Source organism: Kitasatospora cheerisanensis KCTC 2395 (genome assembly GCF_000696185.1).
GTDB classification, from domain to species: domain Bacteria; phylum Actinomycetota; class Actinomycetes; order Streptomycetales; family Streptomycetaceae; genus Kitasatospora; species Kitasatospora cheerisanensis.
Genome location: NZ_KK853997.1, coordinates 3,796,810 through 3,815,268, shown reverse-complemented (window position 1 = coordinate 3,815,268; position 18,459 = coordinate 3,796,810). Strand labels below are relative to the sequence as shown.

The 18,459-nt window shown below is 74.9% G+C and carries 18 protein-coding genes and 2 pseudogenes; 16 read left to right on the top strand and 4 right to left on the bottom strand.

From position 1 onward, the window contains the following. Nucleotides 1–147: 147 nt before the first annotated feature. The gene (locus tag KCH_RS17235; RefSeq protein WP_035864031.1) at nucleotides 148–1,362 is read left to right on the top strand and encodes an amidohydrolase; all 1,215 of its coding nucleotides are present in this window, start codon (nucleotides 148–150) and stop codon (nucleotides 1,360–1,362) included. 49 nt (nucleotides 1,363–1,411) lie between these two features. Next, nucleotides 1,412–2,887 (top strand): APC family permease, encoded by a 1,476-nt coding sequence (locus KCH_RS17230; protein WP_035864029.1) that lies wholly within the window; start codon nucleotides 1,412–1,414, stop codon nucleotides 2,885–2,887. Between the two features lie 60 nt (nucleotides 2,888–2,947). Here the strand turns inward: KCH_RS17230 and KCH_RS17225 are convergent, their stop codons facing one another. Continuing rightward, nucleotides 2,948–4,138, bottom strand: coding sequence for an amidohydrolase (locus tag KCH_RS17225; protein ID WP_035864026.1), 1,191 nt, complete (start codon nucleotides 4,136–4,138; stop codon nucleotides 2,948–2,950). 77 nt (nucleotides 4,139–4,215) lie between these two features. Further along, entirely contained in the window at nucleotides 4,216–4,641 is a 426-nt protein-coding gene (locus tag KCH_RS17220) for a universal stress protein (protein WP_051653157.1), read from the bottom strand. A gap of 197 nt (nucleotides 4,642–4,838) precedes the next feature. On the opposite strand from KCH_RS17220, the gene KCH_RS17215 reads away from it, so the two are divergent. The 11 genes from KCH_RS17215 (at nucleotide 4,839) to KCH_RS17175 (ending at nucleotide 14,717) form a co-directional block, all read left to right on the top strand. Then, a complete protein-coding gene (locus tag KCH_RS17215; protein WP_051653156.1) occupies nucleotides 4,839–5,303 on the top strand; it encodes a universal stress protein in 465 nt (154 codons plus the stop codon). After that, nucleotides 5,264–5,386 (top strand): hypothetical protein, encoded by a 123-nt coding sequence (locus tag KCH_RS46075; protein WP_279635877.1) that lies wholly within the window; start codon nucleotides 5,264–5,266, stop codon nucleotides 5,384–5,386. The genes KCH_RS17215 and KCH_RS46075 overlap by 40 nt, the downstream gene beginning before the upstream one ends. Then, nucleotides 5,383–5,715: a hypothetical protein gene (locus KCH_RS17210; protein ID WP_035864024.1), complete on the top strand. Its 333-nt coding sequence runs from the start codon at nucleotides 5,383–5,385 to the stop codon at nucleotides 5,713–5,715. Before KCH_RS46075 ends, KCH_RS17210 begins: the two co-directional genes overlap by 4 nt. A 140-nt stretch (nucleotides 5,716–5,855) precedes the next feature. Then, nucleotides 5,856–6,698 carry an NAD-dependent protein deacetylase gene (locus tag KCH_RS17205; protein ID WP_035864022.1) on the top strand — a complete coding sequence of 281 codons (843 nt, stop codon included), beginning with the start codon at nucleotides 5,856–5,858 and terminating at the stop codon, nucleotides 6,696–6,698. Between the two features lie 77 nt (nucleotides 6,699–6,775). After that, the gene (locus tag KCH_RS42570) at nucleotides 6,776–6,937 is read left to right on the top strand and encodes a hypothetical protein (RefSeq protein ID WP_167574072.1); all 162 of its coding nucleotides are present in this window, start codon (nucleotides 6,776–6,778) and stop codon (nucleotides 6,935–6,937) included. Then, nucleotides 6,934–7,023: a K(+)-transporting ATPase subunit F gene (gene kdpF / locus KCH_RS42565; RefSeq protein ID WP_035864019.1), complete on the top strand. Its 90-nt coding sequence runs from the start codon at nucleotides 6,934–6,936 to the stop codon at nucleotides 7,021–7,023. The genes KCH_RS42570 and kdpF overlap by 4 nt, the downstream gene beginning before the upstream one ends. Nucleotide 7,024: 1 nt before the next feature. Beyond that, nucleotides 7,025–8,686 carry a potassium-transporting ATPase subunit KdpA gene (gene kdpA, locus KCH_RS17195; protein ID WP_035864017.1) on the top strand — a complete coding sequence of 554 codons (1,662 nt, stop codon included), beginning with the start codon at nucleotides 7,025–7,027 and terminating at the stop codon, nucleotides 8,684–8,686. Then, nucleotides 8,686–10,767, top strand: coding sequence for a potassium-transporting ATPase subunit KdpB (gene kdpB / locus KCH_RS17190; protein ID WP_035864015.1), 2,082 nt, complete (start codon nucleotides 8,686–8,688; stop codon nucleotides 10,765–10,767). The genes kdpA and kdpB overlap by 1 nt, the downstream gene beginning before the upstream one ends. A gap of 19 nt (nucleotides 10,768–10,786) precedes the next feature. Continuing rightward, nucleotides 10,787–11,404 carry a K(+)-transporting ATPase subunit C gene (kdpC, locus tag KCH_RS17185; protein ID WP_035864013.1) on the top strand — a complete coding sequence of 206 codons (618 nt, stop codon included), beginning with the start codon at nucleotides 10,787–10,789 and terminating at the stop codon, nucleotides 11,402–11,404. 98 nt (nucleotides 11,405–11,502) lie between these two features. Then, nucleotides 11,503–14,046, top strand: coding sequence for an ATP-binding protein (locus KCH_RS17180; RefSeq protein WP_035864011.1), 2,544 nt, complete (start codon nucleotides 11,503–11,505; stop codon nucleotides 14,044–14,046). Next, entirely contained in the window at nucleotides 14,043–14,717 is a 675-nt protein-coding gene (locus tag KCH_RS17175) for a response regulator (protein ID WP_035864006.1), read from the top strand. Before KCH_RS17180 ends, KCH_RS17175 begins: the two co-directional genes overlap by 4 nt. Here the strand turns inward: KCH_RS17175 and KCH_RS39735 are convergent. Together KCH_RS39735 and KCH_RS17165 are read right to left on the bottom strand one after the other, a co-directional pair. Further along, nucleotides 14,705–15,291 (bottom strand): annotated as a pseudogene (locus KCH_RS39735) (phosphatase PAP2 family protein). The gene KCH_RS17175 and the pseudogene KCH_RS39735 overlap by 13 nt on opposite strands. Further along, nucleotides 15,288–16,607: pseudogene (locus KCH_RS17165) on the bottom strand (diacylglycerol/lipid kinase family protein). Before KCH_RS17165 ends, KCH_RS39735 begins: the two co-directional pseudogenes overlap by 4 nt. A gap of 69 nt (nucleotides 16,608–16,676) precedes the next feature. Here KCH_RS17165 and KCH_RS17160 point away from each other — a divergent pair. Genes KCH_RS17160 through KCH_RS46070 form a run of 3 tightly spaced genes read left to right on the top strand, consistent with a single transcriptional unit; the run spans nucleotide 16,677 to nucleotide 18,435 of the window. Continuing rightward, nucleotides 16,677–17,348: a response regulator gene (locus KCH_RS17160; RefSeq protein WP_035864002.1), complete on the top strand. Its 672-nt coding sequence runs from the start codon at nucleotides 16,677–16,679 to the stop codon at nucleotides 17,346–17,348. Then, entirely contained in the window at nucleotides 17,345–17,569 is a 225-nt protein-coding gene (locus tag KCH_RS39730) for a hypothetical protein (protein ID WP_051653155.1), read from the top strand. Before KCH_RS17160 ends, KCH_RS39730 begins: the two co-directional genes overlap by 4 nt. An 11-nt stretch (nucleotides 17,570–17,580) precedes the next feature. Continuing rightward, entirely contained in the window at nucleotides 17,581–18,435 is an 855-nt protein-coding gene (locus KCH_RS46070) for a sensor histidine kinase (protein ID WP_051653154.1), read from the top strand. Nucleotides 18,436–18,459 lie beyond the last annotated feature (24 nt).

Below are 18,459 nucleotides of genomic sequence, written 5' to 3'. Positions count from 1 at the left end.
GCGGTCTGAGGATCAGATCATTCCAGATCGTTCCCGGCCACCCCCTTGTCCGGTATTCGGTATACCGGATAGCTTGGCCGCCCAGCGGCCCCGACCGGTGCCCGGCCGCCCCGCCCGCATCCCCTTCGCCGAGCCGAGGAGGCCCCCGTGACGACCCCTCCGACCCCCGCCCCGCAGCTGCTGCTGGACGCCGCCCTGGCCGACGGCACCCGCGCGGACCTGCGGATCGACGGGGACCGGATCGCGGCGATCACGCCCGTCCCGCCCGGCCGCGAACGCACGCCCGCCGGCCCGGACGGGCGCAACCTGGACGGCGCGCTGCTGCTGCCCGCCCTGGTCGACGGTCACGCGCACCTCGACAAGACCTTCCTCGGCGCCCCCTGGCAGCCGCACCGCGAGACCGCCGACCTGCGCGCCCAGATCGCCTCCGAGCGGCGGCTGCGCCGCGAGGTCGCCGAGCTGCTCCCGGTGGTGGACCGCGCGGAGGCGCTGGCCCGCCGGATGGCCGCGCTCGGCACCGGCCACGTCCGCTCGCACGTGGACGTCGACCCGGACACCGGCCTCGACCACCTGCACGCCGTGCTGGAGGCCCGCGAACGGGTCCGCGAGCTGATCGACGTCCAGCTGGTCGCCTTCCCGCAGAGCGGCGTGGTCGCCGAGCCCGCCGTGGCCGGGCTGCTGGACGCCGCGCTCCGGGAGGGCGCCGAACTGATCGGCGGACTCGACCCGTTCGGCTTCGACTGCGACGTGGACGGCCAGCTCGACGTGGTCTTCGGCCTCGCCGAGCGGCACGGCGCGGGCATCGACATCCACCTGCACGACGGCGGCGCTCCCGGCGCGGCGCAGCTGCGGGCGATCGCCGGCCGGACCGCCGCACTGGGCCTGGCCGGCCGGGTCGCGGTCAGCCACGCGTACTGCCTCGGGCAGCTCGACGACCGCGAACTCGAAGCCACCGCAGCGGCGTTGGCGGACGCCGGAGTGGCCGTGATGACCAACGGCCCGGCCCGGTCGATGCCGCCGGTCAAGCGCCTGCACGAGCTGGGGGTGCTGGTCTTCGCCGGCTCGGACAACATCCGCGACGCGTGGTGGCCGTACGGCACCGGCGACATGCTGGAGCGGGCCACGATCATCGGGCTGCAGGGCGACCTGATGACCGATCAGGACCTGCGGCTGGCCGCCGACCTGGCCACCGCGCACGCCGCCCGGGCGCTCGGGCTGGCCGACTACGGGATCGCCGTCGGGGGACGCGCGGACCTGGTCGCGGTGGCCGCCCACTCCGTGCCGGAGGCGGTCGCGGCTCACCCCGAACGGCTGCTGGTGCTGCACCGCGGCCGCCCGGTGCTCGACCGGCTCGCCCGCTGACACACCCGAACTCCCCCCGTACCGCCCCGTGTTCGGAAGGACCCCCACCATGACCACCGTCTCCACCCCCACCGACAGTCCGCCCGCACCGGCCGCCGAGCCGCCCGGGCAGCTGGCCAAGGGCCTGATCGGCACCACCGACCTGGTGTTCTTCGTGGTCGCCGCGGCCGCGCCGCTGACCGTGCTGGCCGGCATCGCGCCGTTCGCGATCGGCGTCGGCGGGGCGTCCGCGCCGGCCGCGTACCTGATCTCCGGCGCGCTGCTGGTGCTGTTCGCCGCCGGGTTCACCGCGATGAGCCGGTACGTGCGCAACGCGGGCGCGTTCTACGCGTACGTGGCGCGCGGGCTGGGGCGGACCCTCGGCGTGGTCACCGCCTATGTGGCAGTGGTCAGTTACAACCTGATCACCCCGGGCGTGGCCGCCGCGTTCGGGTACTTCGCGGCCGGGCACATCGAGCAGCGGACCGGCGCGCACGTGCCGTGGTGGCTGCTCTCCGGGGCGTGCGTGGCGGTGGTCGGCGTGCTCGGCTGGCTGAAGGTCACGCTGTCCGCGAAGGTGCTCGGCGTGGCGCTGGTGCTGGAGGTGCTGTCGCTGCTGGTGATGGAGGGCGGGGTGCTGGCCGACCGGGGGACGGCCGCGCTCGACCCGGTGTCCTTCGACCCGTCGCTGCTCACCCAGGCCGGGGTGGCCGGCATGTTCGTGCTGGTGATAGGCGCGTTCACCGGCTTCGAGGCGACCGCGATCTACGCCGAGGAGGCCCGCGACCCGGCCCGCACCGTGCCCCGGGCGACCTTCGTCGCGATCGGCTTCCTGGCCGTCTTCTACGCGCTCGGCACCTGGATCGTGATGGGCGCGTACGGCACCGACCTGGCCGTGGCGCAGGCCCGCGCGGACGGCGGACCGGACCTGACCTTCCGGGCCGCCGAGCGGTTCGTCGGCCTGTGGCTGTCCGACACCATGCACGTGCTGATCATCGTCTCGGCGTTCGCCTCCGCGCTGGCCTTCCACAACGCGGCCGCCCGCTACCTGTACGCGCTGGGCCGGGAGGGTCTGCTGCCGCGCGGCCTGGGCCGGGTGTCGCCGCGCACCGGCTCGCCGGGGCAGGCAGTGCTCGTGCAGTCCGCGTTCAACGCGCTGGTGGTGGGCCTGGGCGCGGTGCTCGCCGTCGACCCGTACCTGGTGGTGCTGCTCTGGTCGAACAGCGTCGGGGTGCTCGGCATCATGGCGATGCAGGGCCTGGCGGCGGTCGCGGTGTTCGCGTTCTTCCGCAGGGACCGGCGCGGGCTGTCCGCGTTCCGGGTGGTCTGGGCGCCGCTGCTGGCAGCCGCCGGACTGGCCGTGCTCACCGTGCTCGCGGTCTTCAACTTCGATCTGCTGAGCGGCCGTTCGGGCCTGGTGAACTGGCTGCTGCTGGTCCCGGTGCCGCTGGTCGGCGCGGCCGGCTGGCTGGTCGCCCGGCGGATCCGGCGCACCGACCCGGAGCGGTTCGCCCGGCTCACCGAGGTCGATGTCGAACGCGACTGAGCGCCCCGCCGACCGGCGGCGGCGGGCCCCGACGGCCCGTCACCGCCGGTTCGGCGTGCGTCAGTCCAGCAGCTTTCCGTGTTCGGCGACCACCCGGCCAGCCTTCACCACCAGCTCGCGCTCCGGCAGGTCGACCACCACCTGGGGCGGGCACTCGCCGTCCACCAGCAGGAAGTCGGCGGGCGAGCCCGGCGTCAGGTCGGCCCTCGGCAGGCCGAGCAGGTCGGCGCCGCCGTGCGCGGCCAGCTCCAGGCAGTCGGTCAGCTCCCGGTCGGTGCGGGCGTCGGTGGTCCAGCCCAGCAGGTGCGCCCGGTGCAGCATGTCCGCGTTGCCGAACGGGCTCCACGAATCCCGCACCCCGTCCGAGCCGAGGCCCACCCGCAGGCCGCGGGCCTGCAGCGCACGGAACGGCAGCACCTGGTGCGCGGACGGCGCGACGGTGGTCAGCGCGATCCCCGCCGCCGCCAACAGGTTCGCCGCTGCGGTGAGTTCACTGCCGGTCAGCCCGGGCAGGCAGAACACGTGGCTGACCGTCACCCGGCCCTGCAGGCCCGCCGCGACCGTCCGCGCGGCGATCTCGCGCAGCGGGCCGAGGCCGGCCGCGCCCCGGTCGTGCAGGTGGACGTCCAGCAGTACCCCGTGCCGCTCGGCCAGCCCGAACAGCAGGTCCAGCTGCTCCCTGCCGTCCGCGCTGCCGCCGTCGAAGCCGGCCGGGTCGATGCCGCCGACCGCGTCCACCAAGTGCTCGCGGGCCGCCTCGGTGAGCAGCTCGGCCGCGCCCGGCGTGCGCAGCACCCCGTGCTGCGGGAACGCCACCGACTGCACGTCGAGCTTCCCGGCGAGCCGCTCGGCGGCCTCCCGCAGGCCCGTCACCCCGGCCAGGCCGTACGCGGGCGCGACGTCCACGTGCGCGCGGACGGCGCGGGTGCCGCGGGTCACCGCGTGGGCCAGCAGGCGGTGGGCGCGCTCGCCGATCGGGCTGCGTAGGTGGTGGTACAGCTCGACGTCGCCCGCCACGTACTCCGGCAGGCTGCCGGCCGGACGGCGGCTGTACCAGGGCTCGCCCCAACTCGTCTTGTCCGGGTGGATGTGCGCGTCCACCAGTGTCGGCAGCGCGATCCTGCCGCCGCCCTCCACCACCACCGGACTGCTGCCCTCCGGCAGCTCGGCCACCAGGACGCCGTCCACGGCGGCCAGATCGGTGACCGGACCGCCGAACGGGCGGACCTGGCGGAAGAGTGTCGCGTGCATCGTGTCGCTCCCGGGGAGGTGCTGAGGGCCTTTCCGGAACCAAGCTGACCGGTGCCGCAGCGTGCAGTCAACTCGCTTTAATCATTGGCAAGTTGACGGTTCGGTGTGCCCGCGCGGCCGGTGACGGTGAGCACCGGGCAGGGGCAGTGGCCGCGGCAGTGGCGCACCGCGCGGTCGCCGTGCGGGTGCCAGTGCCGACGGGCGGCGGCGCCGAGGACCAGCAGGTCGCCCGGCCCGGCGACGGCGGCGACCAGGGCCGGTCCCGGCGGGCCGGCGGCCACCGTCGGGCGGACCACCAGCCCGCCCGGCCAGCCGCCGAATGCGGAGCGCAGCGCGCCGTCCAGCAGCCGGCGGGCGGTGCGGTCCGGCGTCCGCCCGGCGAACAGCGGGACCAGCACGGCCCCGCGCGCCGCCGCCTCCACGGCGGCCCGGCGCAGCGCCGCCAGGCTCGCCGCCGAACCGTCGACGCCGACCACCACCCGGGACTCCGCAGTGCGGTCCATGACCCACCTCCTCGTCCTCCTCCAGTCAACGCCCGGGCGGCGCGGGCGGGCGTCAGGGCGGCGTTCGGAAACCGGGCCCCGGCGTCAGGAGGGCGTCAAGGACGGCCGGGGGCGGGCCGGGGTGCGGTCTGCTGGGTGGCGCGGGCCCCGGCGACCGGAAGGCCGGAGCCCGCGAGTACCTGGACGGAGGACGTGTCATGGAGCAGCGGCCGCGGATCGTGGTCGGGGTCAGCGGATCGCTCGGCAGCCTGGCGGCCGTGCACCGCGCGGTGGCCGAGGCCCGGCGGCTGGGCGGCGAGGTGCTGGCCCTGCACGCGTGGGAGCCGCCGAGCGGCGAGTTCGGCCACCGCCGCTCGCCGTGCCCGCCGCTGCTGACCGCGGTCCGCGAGGCCGCCGCGACGACGCTCGCCGAGGCGATGGCGGAGGCGTTCGGCGGCGCCGACCCGGGCGTTCCGCTCACCGCCCGCACCGTCCGGGGCCGGACCGCCCCGAGCCTGCTCGCCGCCGCCGACCGGCCCGGCGACCTGCTGGTGCTCGGCCCGTCCGGCTCCTGGCTGCACCGCGGCCTGCGCGGGTCCGTCCCCGCGTACTGCCTGCGCCGGGCGGCCTGCCCGTGCTGGTCGTGCCGCGCTCCGAACTCGCCGTCACCCTCGATGAGTTGAGTGGCCACCTGTTCGCCGCCCGGGCCCTCGACAGCGAGCTGCGCGACCTGGTCGACGCCGGCCGGCGGACCGGCCGGGAGTGACCGCCCCGTCGGCCGGGCTGTCCATCGTGCCGGCGCTGCTCGGCGCGGCCGGGCTGACCGCGGCGCTCGGCCTGGTGGGGGAGCTGCGCGGCGGCTGGTTCGGCACGGCGGCCTTCGCGGCCGGGTGCTGGGCGCTCGGCTCCCGCTCCCGGCTGCCGGCCGCACCCGTCATCGGCCTGGCGGCGTGGCTGTTCCACAACGGCTTCGCGGAACACCGCTACGCCGAACTGCGTTGGCAGGGATGGGGCTTCGAGACCCGGCAGTTCGCGGTGTTCGCGGGCACGGCCCTGCTCGCCGCACTGACGGCCCGGCTGTCCCGCCGGCCGTGAGGGCGACGTACAACTGAAGACGGCGGCAGTCCGGGCTGTGGGGGCCGGGGCGGCCGCACACGGGAACGGTCCGGGTGGTGCGTGGGGGCGCTGCCCGGGCCGTATGCCCGTTCCTCCCGGAGCCGGCCCGGGCGGCCACAATGGACGGTATGACTGCGCACGAGGACGGCCTGGCCGCCGTGGCCCGCCTGCTGGGCGGGGGCGGCGTGGCGGTGCTGAGCGGGGCCGGGCTGTCCACCGAGTCCGGCATCCCGGACTACCGCGGACCGGACGGGATCCGCCGGCACCGGGCGCCGATGACGTACCAGGAGTTCCTGGCGGGGGAGCCGGCCCGCCGGCGCTACTGGGCCCGCAGCCACGCCGGCCGCGCCGTGATCGCCGGCGCCCGCCCGAACGCCGGCCACTACGCGGTGGCCCGCCTGCGCGACAGCGGCCGGATCTCCGCCGTGATCACCCAGAACGTGGACGGCCTGCACCGCGCCGCCGGCACCGCCGACGCCGTCGAACTGCACGGCGGCCTCGACCGGGTGATCTGCCTCGGCTGCGCCGCCGTCAGCCCCCGCACCGAACTGGACGAGCGCCTCGCCGCGCTCAACCCGGCCTTCCGCGACGCCGGTTCGCGCATCAACCCGGACGGCGACGTCGAAGTCCCCGACGACCTGGTGGAGTCCTTCGCCGTCGCCGACTGCGCCCGCTGCGGCGGCGTCCTCAAGCCCGACGTGGTGTTCTTCGGCGAGAGCGTCCCCAGGGACCGCGTCGACCACTGCTACCGCCTGGTCGACGAGGCCGAGGCCCTGCTCGTCCTCGGCTCCTCACTGGCCGTCATGTCCGGCCTGCGTTTCGTCCGCCACGCCGCGAAGACCGGCAAGCCGGTCGCCATCATCACCCGCGGCACCACCCGCGGCGACGACCTCGCCACCACCCGCCTCGACCGGCCCCTCGGCGAGACCCTCACCGCCCTGGCCGACCTGCTCGCCGCGTAGCCCCCGCGCCCCGGGCGCGCGTCAAGGAGGCGTCAAGGGGGCGGGACCACCCGTATGGGGGGCGTCAGGAAGCGTCGATGAGGGCGACGGCGCTGCTTGGCTCACTGTGCCGGCGAGATACGCAGGCCGTTGTCCCGAGCCACCTTGGTGGAGCCATGTCGGATCTGATCCATGTCGGCATCACGGTTGCCGTGTTCGCCGTCATCGCCCTGATCGCGCGGGGGGTGGAGAAGCTGTGACCGCGGAGAACCTCGTCGGTCTCATCGTCGCCGCCGCGCTGGTCGGCTACCTCGTTCTCGCACTGATCCACCCGGAGAAGTTCTGACATGGGCGACACCCTTGCCGGCTGGCTCCAGGCGATAGCCCTGGTCGGCGCGCTGGCCCTCTGCTACCGGCCGCTCGGCGACTACATCGCGCGGCTGCTCACCACCTCGAAGCACCTGAGAGCCGAGAGGGCCCTGTACCGGGTGGTCGGCGTCGACGGCGACGCCGACCAGCGCTGGCCGGTGTACCTGCGGTCGGTGCTGGCGTTCTCCGCGCTGTCGGTGCTGTTCCTGTACGGGCTGATCCGGCTGCAGACGCACCTGCTGCTGAGCCTGGGGGTGCCCGAGATGGAGGCGCACCAGGCCTGGAACACCGCGATCTCGTTCACCACCAACACCAACTGGCAGTCGTACAGCGGCGAGTCCGCGATGGGCCACCTGGTGCAGATGGCGGGCCTGGCGGTGCAGAACTTCGTCTCCGCGGCCGTCGGCATCGCCGTGGTGGCGGCGCTGATCCGCGGGTTCACCCGCAACCGCACCGACCGGGTCGGCAACTTCTGGGTGGACCTGACCCGGATCTCGCTGCGCCTGCTGCTGCCGATCGCGATCGTGTTCGCGCTGGTGCTGGCCGCGAACGGCGTGGTGCAGAACTTCCACGGCTTCCACGAGGTGACCACGTTGACGGGCGGTCAGCAGGCCGTCCCCGGCGGCCCGGTGGCTTCGCAGGAGGTCATCAAGCTGCTCGGCACCAACGGCGGCGGCTTCTACAACGCCAACTCGGCGCACCCGTTCGAGAACCCGACCGGCTTCACCAACCTGGTGGAGGTGTTCCTGCTGCTGGTGATCGCGTTCTCGCTGCCGCGCACCTTCGGCCGGATGGTCGGCGACCACCGGCAGGGCTACGCGATCGTCGCGGTGATGGGCCTGTTCTGGGTGGCCTCGGCGGCGCTGATCACCTTCTTCGAGCACCAGCACGGCGGCACCGCCCTGCAGGCGGCCGGTGCGGCGATGGAAGGCAAGGAGCAGCGGTTCGGCATCGCCGGGTCCAGCCTGTTCGCGGCCTCCACCACGCTCACCTCGACCGGCGCGGTGAACTCCTTCCACGACTCGTACTCGCCGTTCGGCGGCGGGCTGACGATCTTCAACATGATGCTCGGCGAGATCGCTCCCGGCGGTACCGGCTCGGGCCTGTACGGCATGCTGATCCTGGCGGTCGTCGCGGTGTTCGTGGCCGGCCTGATGGTCGGCCGGACCCCCGAGTACCTGGGCAAGAAGCTCGGCGGCCGGGAGATGAAGTTCGCCTCGCTGTACATCCTCACCACGCCGGCCCTCGTGCTGATCGGCGCCGGCACCGCGATCGCCCTGCCCGGCGAGCGCGCCGGGATGCTCAACTCCGGGCCGCACGGCTTCTCCGAGGTGCTGTACGCGTTCACCTCGGCCGCGAACAACAACGGATCGGCGTTCGCCGGCATCACCGTCAACACCGCCTGGTACGACACGGCGCTCGGCCTGGCGATGGTGTTCGGCCGGTTCCTGCCGATGGTGTTCGTGCTGGCGCTGGCCGGTTCGCTGGCCCGGCAGCAGCCCGTCCCGGCGAGCGCCGGCACCCTGCCCACCCACCGGCCGCTGTTCGTCGGCCTGCTCTCCGGCGTGGTGCTGATCGTCGTCGGCCTCACCTACTTCCCGGCCCTGGCCCTCGGGCCGATCGCAGAAGGTCTCCACTGATGTCCACCACCCTTGAACCCGTACCGCACCGGGCGGCGGCAGGCCTGCTCGACCCGAAGCTGCTGCTCACCTCGCTGCCCGACGCGGTGAAGAAGCTCGACCCCCGGGTGATGGTGAAGAACCCGGTGATGTTCGTGGTCGAGGTCGGCTCGGTGGTCACCACCGTCGCCGCGATCGCCGACCCGTCGGTGTTCGCCTGGGCGATCACCGCCTGGCTCTGGCTGACCACGGTGTTCGCCAACCTGGCGGAGGCGGTCGCCGAGGGCCGCGGCAAGGCGCAGGCCGACACGCTGCGCCGCACCAAGTCCGACGCGACGGCCCGGCGGCTGGTCGACTGGCCGGCCTCGTCCGCCGAGGAGGAGGTCGCGGGCACCGCGCTGCGGCTGGGCGACCACGTGGTGGTCGAGGCCGGGCAGGTGATCCCCGGCGACGGCGACGTGGTCGAGGGCATCGCCAGCGTCGACGAGTCGGCGATCACCGGCGAGTCCGCGCCGGTGATCCGCGAGTCCGGCGGCGACCGGTCCGCGGTGACCGGCGGCACCAAGGTGCTGTCCGACCGGATCGTGGTCAGGATCGGCTCGGAGCCGGGCAAGACCTTCATCGACCGGATGATCGCCCTGGTCGAGGGCGCGGCCCGGCAGAAGACGCCGAACGAGATCGCGCTGAACATCCTGCTGGCCTCGCTGACCATCGTGTTCCTGATCGCCGTGGTCACCCTGCAGCCGATGGCGACCTACGCGGGCGCCCCGCAGCCCACCGTGGTGCTGGTGGCGCTGATCGTCGCGCTGATCCCGACCACCATCGGCGCGCTGCTGTCGGCGATCGGCATCGCCGGCATGGACCGGCTGGTGCAGCGCAACGTGCTGGCGATGTCGGGCCGGGCCGTGGAGGCCGCCGGCGACGTCAACACCCTGCTGCTCGACAAGACCGGCACCATCACGCTCGGCAACCGGCAGGCCGCCGAGTTCCGGCCCGCCGGGGGCGTCACCGTCGAGGAGCTGGCGGACGCCGCGCAGCTGTCCTCGCTGGCCGACGAGACCCCGGAGGGCCGCTCCATCGTGGTGCTCGCCAAGACCGGGTACGGCCTGCGGGCCCGCGCCCAGGGCGAGTTGGCGCACGCCGAGTGGGTGCCGTTCACGGCGCAGACCCGGATGTCCGGCGTGGACCTGCCGGAGGGCGACGGCCGGCAGGTCCGCAAGGGCGCGGCCGCCTCGGTCGCCAACTGGGTGACCGGGCACGGCGGTTCGGTCGGCCCGGAGGTGGCGCAGCTGGTCGACGGGATCTCCGCCGCCGGCGGCACCCCGCTGGTGGTCGCCGACCGCGAGGGGGAGCGCCCGCCCCGGGTGCTCGGCGTCATCCACCTCAAGGACGTGGTGAAGGAGGGCATGCGGGAGCGGTTCGCGGAGCTCCGCCGGATGGGCATCAAGACCGTGATGATCACCGGTGACAACCCGCTGACCGCCCGGGCGATCGCCGAGGAGGCGGGCGTCGACGACTTCCTCGCGGAGGCCACGCCCGAGGACAAGATGGCCCTGATCAAGAAGGAGCAGGAGGGCGGCAAGCTGGTCGCGATGACCGGCGACGGCACCAACGACGCCCCCGCGCTCGCCCAGGCCGACGTCGGCGTGGCGATGAACACCGGCACCATGGCGGCCAAGGAGGCCGGCAACATGGTGGACCTGGACTCCAACCCGACCAAGCTGATCGAGATCGTCGAGATCGGCAAGCAACTGCTCATCACCCGAGGCGCGTTGACGACCTTCTCGATCGCCAACGACGTGGCCAAGTACTTCGCGATCATCCCCGCGATGTTCGCCGGCGTGTACCCCGGCCTGAGCCACCTCAACATCATGGGCCTGCACAGCCCGACCTCCGCGATCACCTCGGCCATCGTCTTCAACGCCCTGGTCATCGTCGGCCTCATCCCGCTGGCCCTGCGTGGCGTCAAGTACCGCCCGTCCGACGCCGGTTCGCTGCTCTCCCGGAACATCGGGGTGTACGGCCTGGGCGGTCTGGTGGTGCCGTTCCTCGGCATCAAACTGATCGACCTGGTCGTCCAGTTCGTCCCCGGCCTGAGCTGACACGAGAGGAGAACGAGACATGCCCACCTTCCTGCGCACCCACCTCACCGCGCTGCGGATGCTGCTGGTGATGACCGTGATCCTCGGCATCGCCTACCCGCTGCTGGTCACCGGCATCAGCCAACTCGCCTTCCCCGACCGGGCCGACGGCTCGATCGTGAAGGCCGACGGCAAGGAGATCGGCTCCGGCCTGCTCGCCCAGGGCTTCGACCTGCCCAAGCAGAACCCCGACGACCCCGACGAGCAGGCGCAGCCCGACCCGAAGTGGTTCCAGCCGCGCCCGTCCGCCGGCGGCCACGACCCGAAGTCCTCCGGCGCCTCCAACCTCGGCCCGAACAGCGAGGAGCTGCTGAAGGCCGTCGAGGAGCGCCGCGCCGCCGTCGCCGCCTTCGACGGCGTCGACCCGGCGAGCGTCCCGCCGGACGCGCTGACCGCCTCCGGCTCCGGGCTCGACCCGCAGATCTCCGTCGCCTACGCGAAGCAGCAGGTGCAGCGGGTCGCCAAGGCCCGCGGCGTGCCCGCCGAGCAGCTCGACCGGCTGGTCGAGAAGTACACCGACGGCCGCTCGCTGGGCTTCCTCGGACAGCCGGGCGTCAACGTGCTGCTGCTCAACCGCGCGGTCGCCGGACTGAAGTGACCGCACGTCAGGACACGGCCGGCCCGGGCGCTCCCCCGCCCGGTCCGGCCGGACGCGTCCCCGACCCCCTCCCGCCCACGACCGCGAGACGAGCCGCCATGCCAGTCGCCCCCGGAGCACAGCCCCCCGGCCACCGGCGCGGCCGGCTACGGGTCTACCTCGGCGCGGCCCCCGGCGTCGGCAAGACCTACCGGATGCTCGACGAGGCGCACCGCCGCCGGGAACGCGGCACCGACGTGGTGGTCGGCCTGCTGGAGACCCACGACCGGCCGCGCACCGCCCGCCTGCTCGACGGCCTGGAGCAACTCCCGCGCACCGTGCGGCGCTACCGCGGCACCGAGTTCGCCGAACTCGACCTGGACGCGCTGCTGCGCCGCCGACCCGAACTCGCCCTGGTCGACGAACTCGCCCACACCAACGTCCCCGGCGGGCGGCACGCCAAGCGCTGGCAGGACATCGAGGAACTCCTCGCCGCCGGCATCGACGTGGTCACCACCGTCAACATCCAGCACCTGGAGTCGCTCAACGACGTGGTGCAGAAGATCACCGGCGTGCCGCAGCGCGAGACCGTCCCCGACGAGGTGGTCCGCCGCGCCGACCAGATCGAACTGGTCGACATGGCCCCGCAGGCGCTGCGCCGCCGCCTCGCCCATGGCAACGTCTACCGGGCCGAGAAGGTCGACGCCGCGCTCGCCAACTGGTTCCGGGTCGGCAACCTCACCGCGCTGCGCGAACTCGCGCTGCTCTGGCTGGCCGGCCGGGTCGACGAAGGGCTGCGCGACTACCGGGCCGTGCACAACATCGACCGGGTGTGGGAGACCCGCGAACGCGTGGTCGTCGCCCTCACCGGCGGACCGGAGGGCCCCACCCTGATCCGCCGCGCCGCCCGGATCTGCGACCGCACCGCCGGCGGCGAACTGCTCGCCGTGCACGTCACCCGCAGCGACGGCCTGGCCGGCGCCTCGCCCGGCCGGCTCGCCGAACAGCGCGGCCTGGTCGAGTCCCTCGGCGGCAGTTACCACGTGGTGGTCGGCGACGACATCCCCGAGGCGCTGCTGACCTTCGCCCGCGCCCGCGACGCCACCCAGCTCGTCCTCGGCACCAGCCGGCGCGGCCGCACCAACCGCTTCCTCACCGGGCCCGGCATCGGCGAGACCACCGTCGACCGCTCCGAGGACATCGACGTCCACATGGTCACCCACGCGTTCACCGGGCGCGGCCGGCTCCCCCCGCTCGGCCGCCGGCACTCCCGCCGCCGCACCCTGGCCGGCTACGCCGCCGGGCTCGCCGTCCCCACCCTGCTGACCGCCGTGCTCTCCCAGGCGCACACCGCGCTGAACCTCACCACCGACGCGCTGATCTTCCAACTCGGCGTCGTCGCCGTCGCGTTGCTCGGCGGCGCGACCTCCGCGCTGCTCGCCTCCCTGGTCGCCTCGCTGCTGCTGAACTACTACTTCATCCCGCCGGTGCACACCTTCACCATCGGCGAGGCCAACAACTTCATCGCGCTCGCCGTGTTCGCCGCCGTCGCGCTCTGCGTGTCCACCGTCGTCGACCACGCGGCCCGGCAGACCGCCCGCGCCGCCCGCGCCACCGCCGAGGCCGAGACGCTGTCCACGCTGGCCGGCTCGGTGCTGCGCGGCGCCGACGCCGTCCCCGCCCTGCTGGACCGCACCCGCACCTCCTTCGGCCTGGACACCGCCGCCCTGCTCGTCCCCGCCACCGGCGAGGTGCTCGCCCGCACCGACACCCCCGCGACCCCGGACGAGCACCCCGAGACCACCGAACTCCCGGTCGGCGCCGACGCGTTGCTGGTCCTCACCGGACGCCGGCTGCCCGACACCGACCACCGGGTGCTGTCCGTGTTCGCCGCCCACCTGGCCGCCGCCCTGGAACGCGACCGGCTCGCCACCGCCGCCGCCGAGGTCGAACCGATCCGCGCCGCCGACCGGATGCGCACCGCGCTGCTCGCCGCCGTCAGCCACGACCTGCGCACCCCGCTCGCCACCGCGCTCGCCTCGGTCGGCTCGCTGCGCAGCCCCGAGGTCGAGTTCTCCGCCGACGACCGGGCCGAACTGCTCGCCCTCGCCGACGAGTCGCTGGTCGAACTCACCCGGCTGGTCGACAACCTGCTCGACCTCAGCCGCCTCCAGGCCGGCGCCCTCACCCTGCACCTGCAGCCCACCCACCTGGACGAGATCCTGCCGCGCGCCCTCGACTCGCTGCCCGACCCCGCCGCGCCCGTCCACCCCCTCGACCTCGACACCGCCCCGGCCGTCCTCGCCGACCCGCCGCTGCTGGAACGCGTCCTCGCCAACGTCGTCACCAACGCGCTGCGGCACAACGCGCCCGGCGCACCCGTCCTGGTCACCGCGTCCGGGCACGCCGACCGGGTGGAGATCCGGGTCGTCGACCGCGGCCCCGGCATCCCGCCCGAGGACCGCGACCGGGTCTTCCTGCCGTTCCAGCGCCTCGGCGACACCGACAACACCACCGGCCTCGGACTCGGCCTCGCGCTCTCCCGCGGCCTCGCCGAGGCCATGGGCGGCACCCTCGACGTCGAGGACACCCCCGGCGGCGGCACCACCATGCTGCTCACCCTGCCCGCCGCCACCGAAGCACCCCCCGAGGAAACCCGATGACCCGCGTCCTCGCCGTCGACGACGAACCCCGCCTGCTGCGCACCCTGCGGCTCAACCTGCTGGCCCGCCAGTACGCGGCCCTCACCGCCGGCACCGCCCGGCAGGCCCTCGAACTGGCCGAGCGGACCCCGCCCGACGCCGTCCTGCTCGACCTCGGCCTGCCCGACCGGGACGGCATGGACGTGCTGCGCGCCCTGCGGCTGCACAGCGCCGCACCGGTCATCGTGCTGTCCGGCCGCACCGACCCCGCCGACCGCATCCGGGCCCTCGACGAAGGCGCCGACGACTACCTCACCAAACCCTTCGTCATGGACGAACTCTTCGCCCGGCTGCGCGCCGTGCTCCGCCGCCCCGCCCCCGCCGCCGCCCCGCCACTGGCCCGGATCGGCGACCACACCGTGGACCCGGCCGCCGCCCGCGCCACCGGCCCGGACGGCCCGGTCCGGCTCACCCCCACCGAGTGGCGGCTGCTCACCGTGCTGCTCGCCGCCCCCGGCCGGCTGGTCACCCGTCGGCAGCTCCTCACCGCCGTCTGGGGGCCCGGCCACGAACACCACGGCAACTACCTGCGGGTCCACTTCGCCGCCCTGCGCCGCAAGCTCGAACGCGACCCGCACCGGCCCCGCCACCTGGTCACCGAACCCGGCCTCGGCTACCGCTACCTGCCCTGACGGGCGGTCACCTGGCGGCCCACGCCCGCCACCACGCTGCCCGCCACCGTCCCCAGCAGCGCGCCCGCCACCACGTCGCCCGGATAGTGCACCCCCGTGTGCACCCGCGAATAGCCCACCGCGGCCGCCAGCAGACCCAACGGGGCCGCCGCCCAGGGCAGTTGCGAGGCCACCCCGGTGGCGAACGCGAACGCCGACGCAGTGTGCCCGGACGGGAACGACGCCGACTCCGGCATCGGCACGTGCCGCGCCTGCGGCACCTTCCCCGCCACCCGGTCCGGCCGGGCCCGCCGCGCCAGCGACTTGCCCGCCAGGTTCGCCGCGGCCGACGCCGCCGCCACCGAGCCCAGCCCACCAGCGCCGCCCGGCGCGGCGCGCCCGGCACCAGCGCCAGGCCGCAGGCCACCGCGATCGACAGCTTCGAGTGGTTCGCCGCCGTGGACAGCTGCCGCAGCTTCTCGTCCAGGGTCGGCGTCGGCGTCGCCGCCACCGCGACGTACACCGCCCCGTCCACCGCCGCCAGGTCCGCCACCACCCGCTGCCCGGCCAGCACCAGCCGCGTCAACGCCTTCATCGCACACCGCCGTTCGCCTCGATGCGGCCCGCCGCGAGCCGGGCCAGCCGGCGCCAGGACAGCGGCGGCGCCGACCGCACCGTCCCCGGCCGGTCCCGCGGCACCCGCACCCGCAGCGCCCCGGCCGGATCACGCACCGCACCGGTACGTCCAGTTCGAGCGCCTCGCCGTCCACCGCCACCGGAATCCTCGCCGCCTCCGCCGTCACCAGCACCTCACGCCCCATCAGGGTCCGCACCGCCTCCGCACTCGTACCACGCAACGCCAGGTCGGCGACCTGCGCCGCGCCGTCCACCCGCACCCCCAGCACCCCCAGCCGGCCCAGGTCCAGCCGCGAACGCCGGCCCGGATCCAGCAGGTCCCCGGCGTCGTACGGGTTGTTGCTGACCAGCACCGCCTGCGGCCGCTCCAGCAGCTCGCCGCCCGCCTCCGCCGTCAGCTCCGCGCCCGCGTAGCCGGCCAGCAGGTCCGGCAGCATCGCCAGCACCGTCGAGGCCTTGGCGTCCCGGTACTCCGGGTTCTGCACGATCTCCGCGTACGTCCCGAACGACACGTTGTTGACGAACGCCCGGCCCGCCACCTCGCCCAGGTCCACCAGCAGCTCCACCCCGTCCGTCAGCGCGTCCAGGCAGCGCGCCGGATCGTTCCGGTCCAGGCCCAGGTCCAGCGCGAAGTGGTTGCGGGTGCCCGCCGACACCACCAGGAACGGCAGCCCGTGCCGGGCCGCGACCTGCGCCACCTCCGCCTGCGTGCCGTCGCCGCCCGCCACCCCCAGCAGGTCCGCGCCGTCCGCCACCGCCCGCTCCGCGAGCTCCGCCACGTCCTGCGGCGCCGACGGGTCCAGCAGCACCACCTCCGCGCCCAACTCCCGGGCCCGCTCCGCCAGGCCGAACTTCTCCACCTTCCCGCCGCCGGACTTCGGATTCATGATCAGCACCGGACGGCGCGGCCGGGCCGCCTCCCGCTCCGGCATCGCCTGCATCCCCCGCGCCGCCCGCAGCGCCGCCCGGGCCGGCCACAGGCCCACCGCCCACAGCACCACCGCGCCCAGCACCCACGGCCACGTCCCCGCCCCGACGTACGCCGCCACCGCGCCCGCCGGGCCGCCGCCGCCAGCAGCACCCCCAGCCAGCGCAGCGGCCCGCGCCGCGACAGCGCCCACCACACCCCGACCGCCATCAGCGCCAGCGCCGCCGCCCGACGGCCACCACCAGCGCCCCGCGCAGCCCCGCGCCCGCGGCCAGCACCCCGACCGCCGCCGCCCCGCACCCGATCGCGGCCCGCGCCAGCCACTTCGCCCGCACCACCTCAGCCATTCCCCGACGGTAACGCCCCGTCAGCTGCCGGGCCCGGTGCGACGGACCCGCTGTGGCAGAATCCGCCGGGTGACCATCCGGGTACTGATCGCCGACGACCAGGACATGGTCCGGCGCGGACTGCGACGCATCCTCGAAACCCAATCCGACCTCCAGGTGGTCGGCGAGGCCGCCGACGGCCTCGCCACGATCGAAGCCGCCCGGACCCTGCGCCCCGACGTCGCCCTCGTCGACGTGCGGATGCCCAGGATGGACGGCCTCGAGGTCGTCCGGCAGCTCTGCGGACCCGCCGCCGACCCGCCGGTGAAGGTGGTCGTGGTGACCACCTTCGACCTCGACGAGTACGTGTACCCCGCCTTGCGCGGAGGAGCCTCCGGATTCCTGCTCAAACGCTCCGGGCCCGCCCTGCTGATCGAGGCCGTCCGCGCGGCGATGGCCGGCGACAGCCTGATCAGCCCCTCCGTCACCGTCCGGCTGCTCCAGCACGTCACCGGCCGCCGCCCCGACGCCGCGCCGCCGGCCGAACCGCTCACCGCCCGCGAACGGGAGATCACCCGCGAGGTCGCCGAGGGCCGTACCAACGCCGACATCGCCGCCGCCCTGTTCATCTCGCCCGGCACCGTGAAGACCCACGTCGCGCACATCCAGCGCAAGCTCGGCGTCCGCAACCGGGTCGGCGTCGCCATGCGCGCCTTCGAACTCGGCTACCTCGCCGACCTGCCCGGCGGCCCGGCCGCATGACCGCCCGGCGCGCCCTCACCGCCCTCGCGGCCGCCCTGCTGCTCCTGCCCGCCCCGTTCGGCCCGTGGAACGCCTGGATCCCCGCCGTCACCGCCGTCCTGGTCGTCGCGCTCACCGCGCTGCCCCGCCCGCTCGGCCCGCGCTCGCCCGTGCTCGCCCCGCCGGCGCCGCGCTGCTCTCGCTCGCCGTCGACGCCGGCTACCTCGGCGACAACGGGCTGACCCTGCCGTGGATGCCCGTCGAGTTCGCCGTCCTGCTGGTCCTGGTGGTCCGCTCCGTCCGGCACCTGACGGCCCGTCAGTCATGGACGGTCGGCGCGCTCACCACCGGCGCGGCCCTGCTGCTGCCGCTGCGCTTCGCGCTGCGCCAGCCCGAGCCGCTGGACGCCTCCGTCGCCGGCCTGGTGCTGTCCGTCGCGCCGGTCGCCGTCGCCCTCGGCGGCGCCCTCTACCTGCGCGGCCAGGACGACCGCCGGGCCCGCGCCGTCCGCGACGCCCGCCGCGAACAGCGCCTCGCCGTCGCCCGCGACCTGCACGACTACGTCGCCCACGAGCTCACCGGCATCCTGCTGGAGGTCCAGGCCGCCCAGGTCAGCGGCTACGACCCGGACGAGAACGCCCGGCTGCTGGCCCGGCTGGAGGCCGCCGGGCAGCGCGCCCTCGCCTCGATGGACCACACCCTCGACGCCCTGCGCGCCGAGGACGCCGCCCCGCGCCGCCACACCCTCGCCGAACTCCCCGGCCTGCTCGACCACTTCCCCGACCGGCCCGCCCTGCACCGCCCCGACGATCTGCCCGCGCTGCCGCCGGTCGTCGAGGACGCCGCCTACCGGGTCGCGCTGGAGGCGCTCACCAACATCCGCCGGCACGCGCCCGCCGCCGACCGGATCACCCTCGCCCTCGCCCACTGCCCCGACGCCGGACTGACCGTCACCGTCACCGACTCCGGGCCCGCCCACCCGCGCGCCCGCCCCGGCGGCGGCACCGGCCTGAGCGCGCTGCGCACCCGGATCGCCGACCTCGGCGGCGAACTGACGGCCGGCCCGCACGGCACCGGCTGGCGGGTCGCCGCGACCCTCCCCACCTGAGCGCCCGAACGCCGACGGCGCACG

Coding starts and splice junctions, on each gene's coding strand:
- KCH_RS17230 (WP_035864029.1), top strand. CDS start 1,412: ATGACCACCGTCTCCACCCCCACCGACAGTCCGCCCGCACCGGCCGCC.
- KCH_RS17225 (WP_035864026.1), bottom strand. CDS start 4,138: ATGCACGCGACACTCTTCCGCCAGGTCCGCCCGTTCGGCGGTCCGGTC.
- KCH_RS17220 (WP_051653157.1), bottom strand. CDS start 4,641: ATGGACCGCACTGCGGAGTCCCGGGTGGTGGTCGGCGTCGACGGTTCG.
- KCH_RS17215 (WP_051653156.1), top strand. CDS start 4,839: ATGGAGCAGCGGCCGCGGATCGTGGTCGGGGTCAGCGGATCGCTCGGC.
- KCH_RS17205 (WP_035864022.1), top strand. CDS start 5,856: ATGGACGGTATGACTGCGCACGAGGACGGCCTGGCCGCCGTGGCCCGC.
- KCH_RS42570 (WP_167574072.1), top strand. CDS start 6,776: ATGAGGGCGACGGCGCTGCTTGGCTCACTGTGCCGGCGAGATACGCAG.
- kdpA (WP_035864017.1), top strand. CDS start 7,025: ATGGGCGACACCCTTGCCGGCTGGCTCCAGGCGATAGCCCTGGTCGGC.
- kdpB (WP_035864015.1), top strand. CDS start 8,686: ATGTCCACCACCCTTGAACCCGTACCGCACCGGGCGGCGGCAGGCCTG.
- kdpC (WP_035864013.1), top strand. CDS start 10,787: ATGCCCACCTTCCTGCGCACCCACCTCACCGCGCTGCGGATGCTGCTG.
- KCH_RS17180 (WP_035864011.1), top strand. CDS start 11,503: ATGCCAGTCGCCCCCGGAGCACAGCCCCCCGGCCACCGGCGCGGCCGG.
- KCH_RS17175 (WP_035864006.1), top strand. CDS start 14,043: ATGACCCGCGTCCTCGCCGTCGACGACGAACCCCGCCTGCTGCGCACC.
- KCH_RS39730 (WP_051653155.1), top strand. CDS start 17,345: ATGACCGCCCGGCGCGCCCTCACCGCCCTCGCGGCCGCCCTGCTGCTC.
- KCH_RS46070 (WP_051653154.1), top strand. CDS start 17,581: ATGCCCGTCGAGTTCGCCGTCCTGCTGGTCCTGGTGGTCCGCTCCGTC.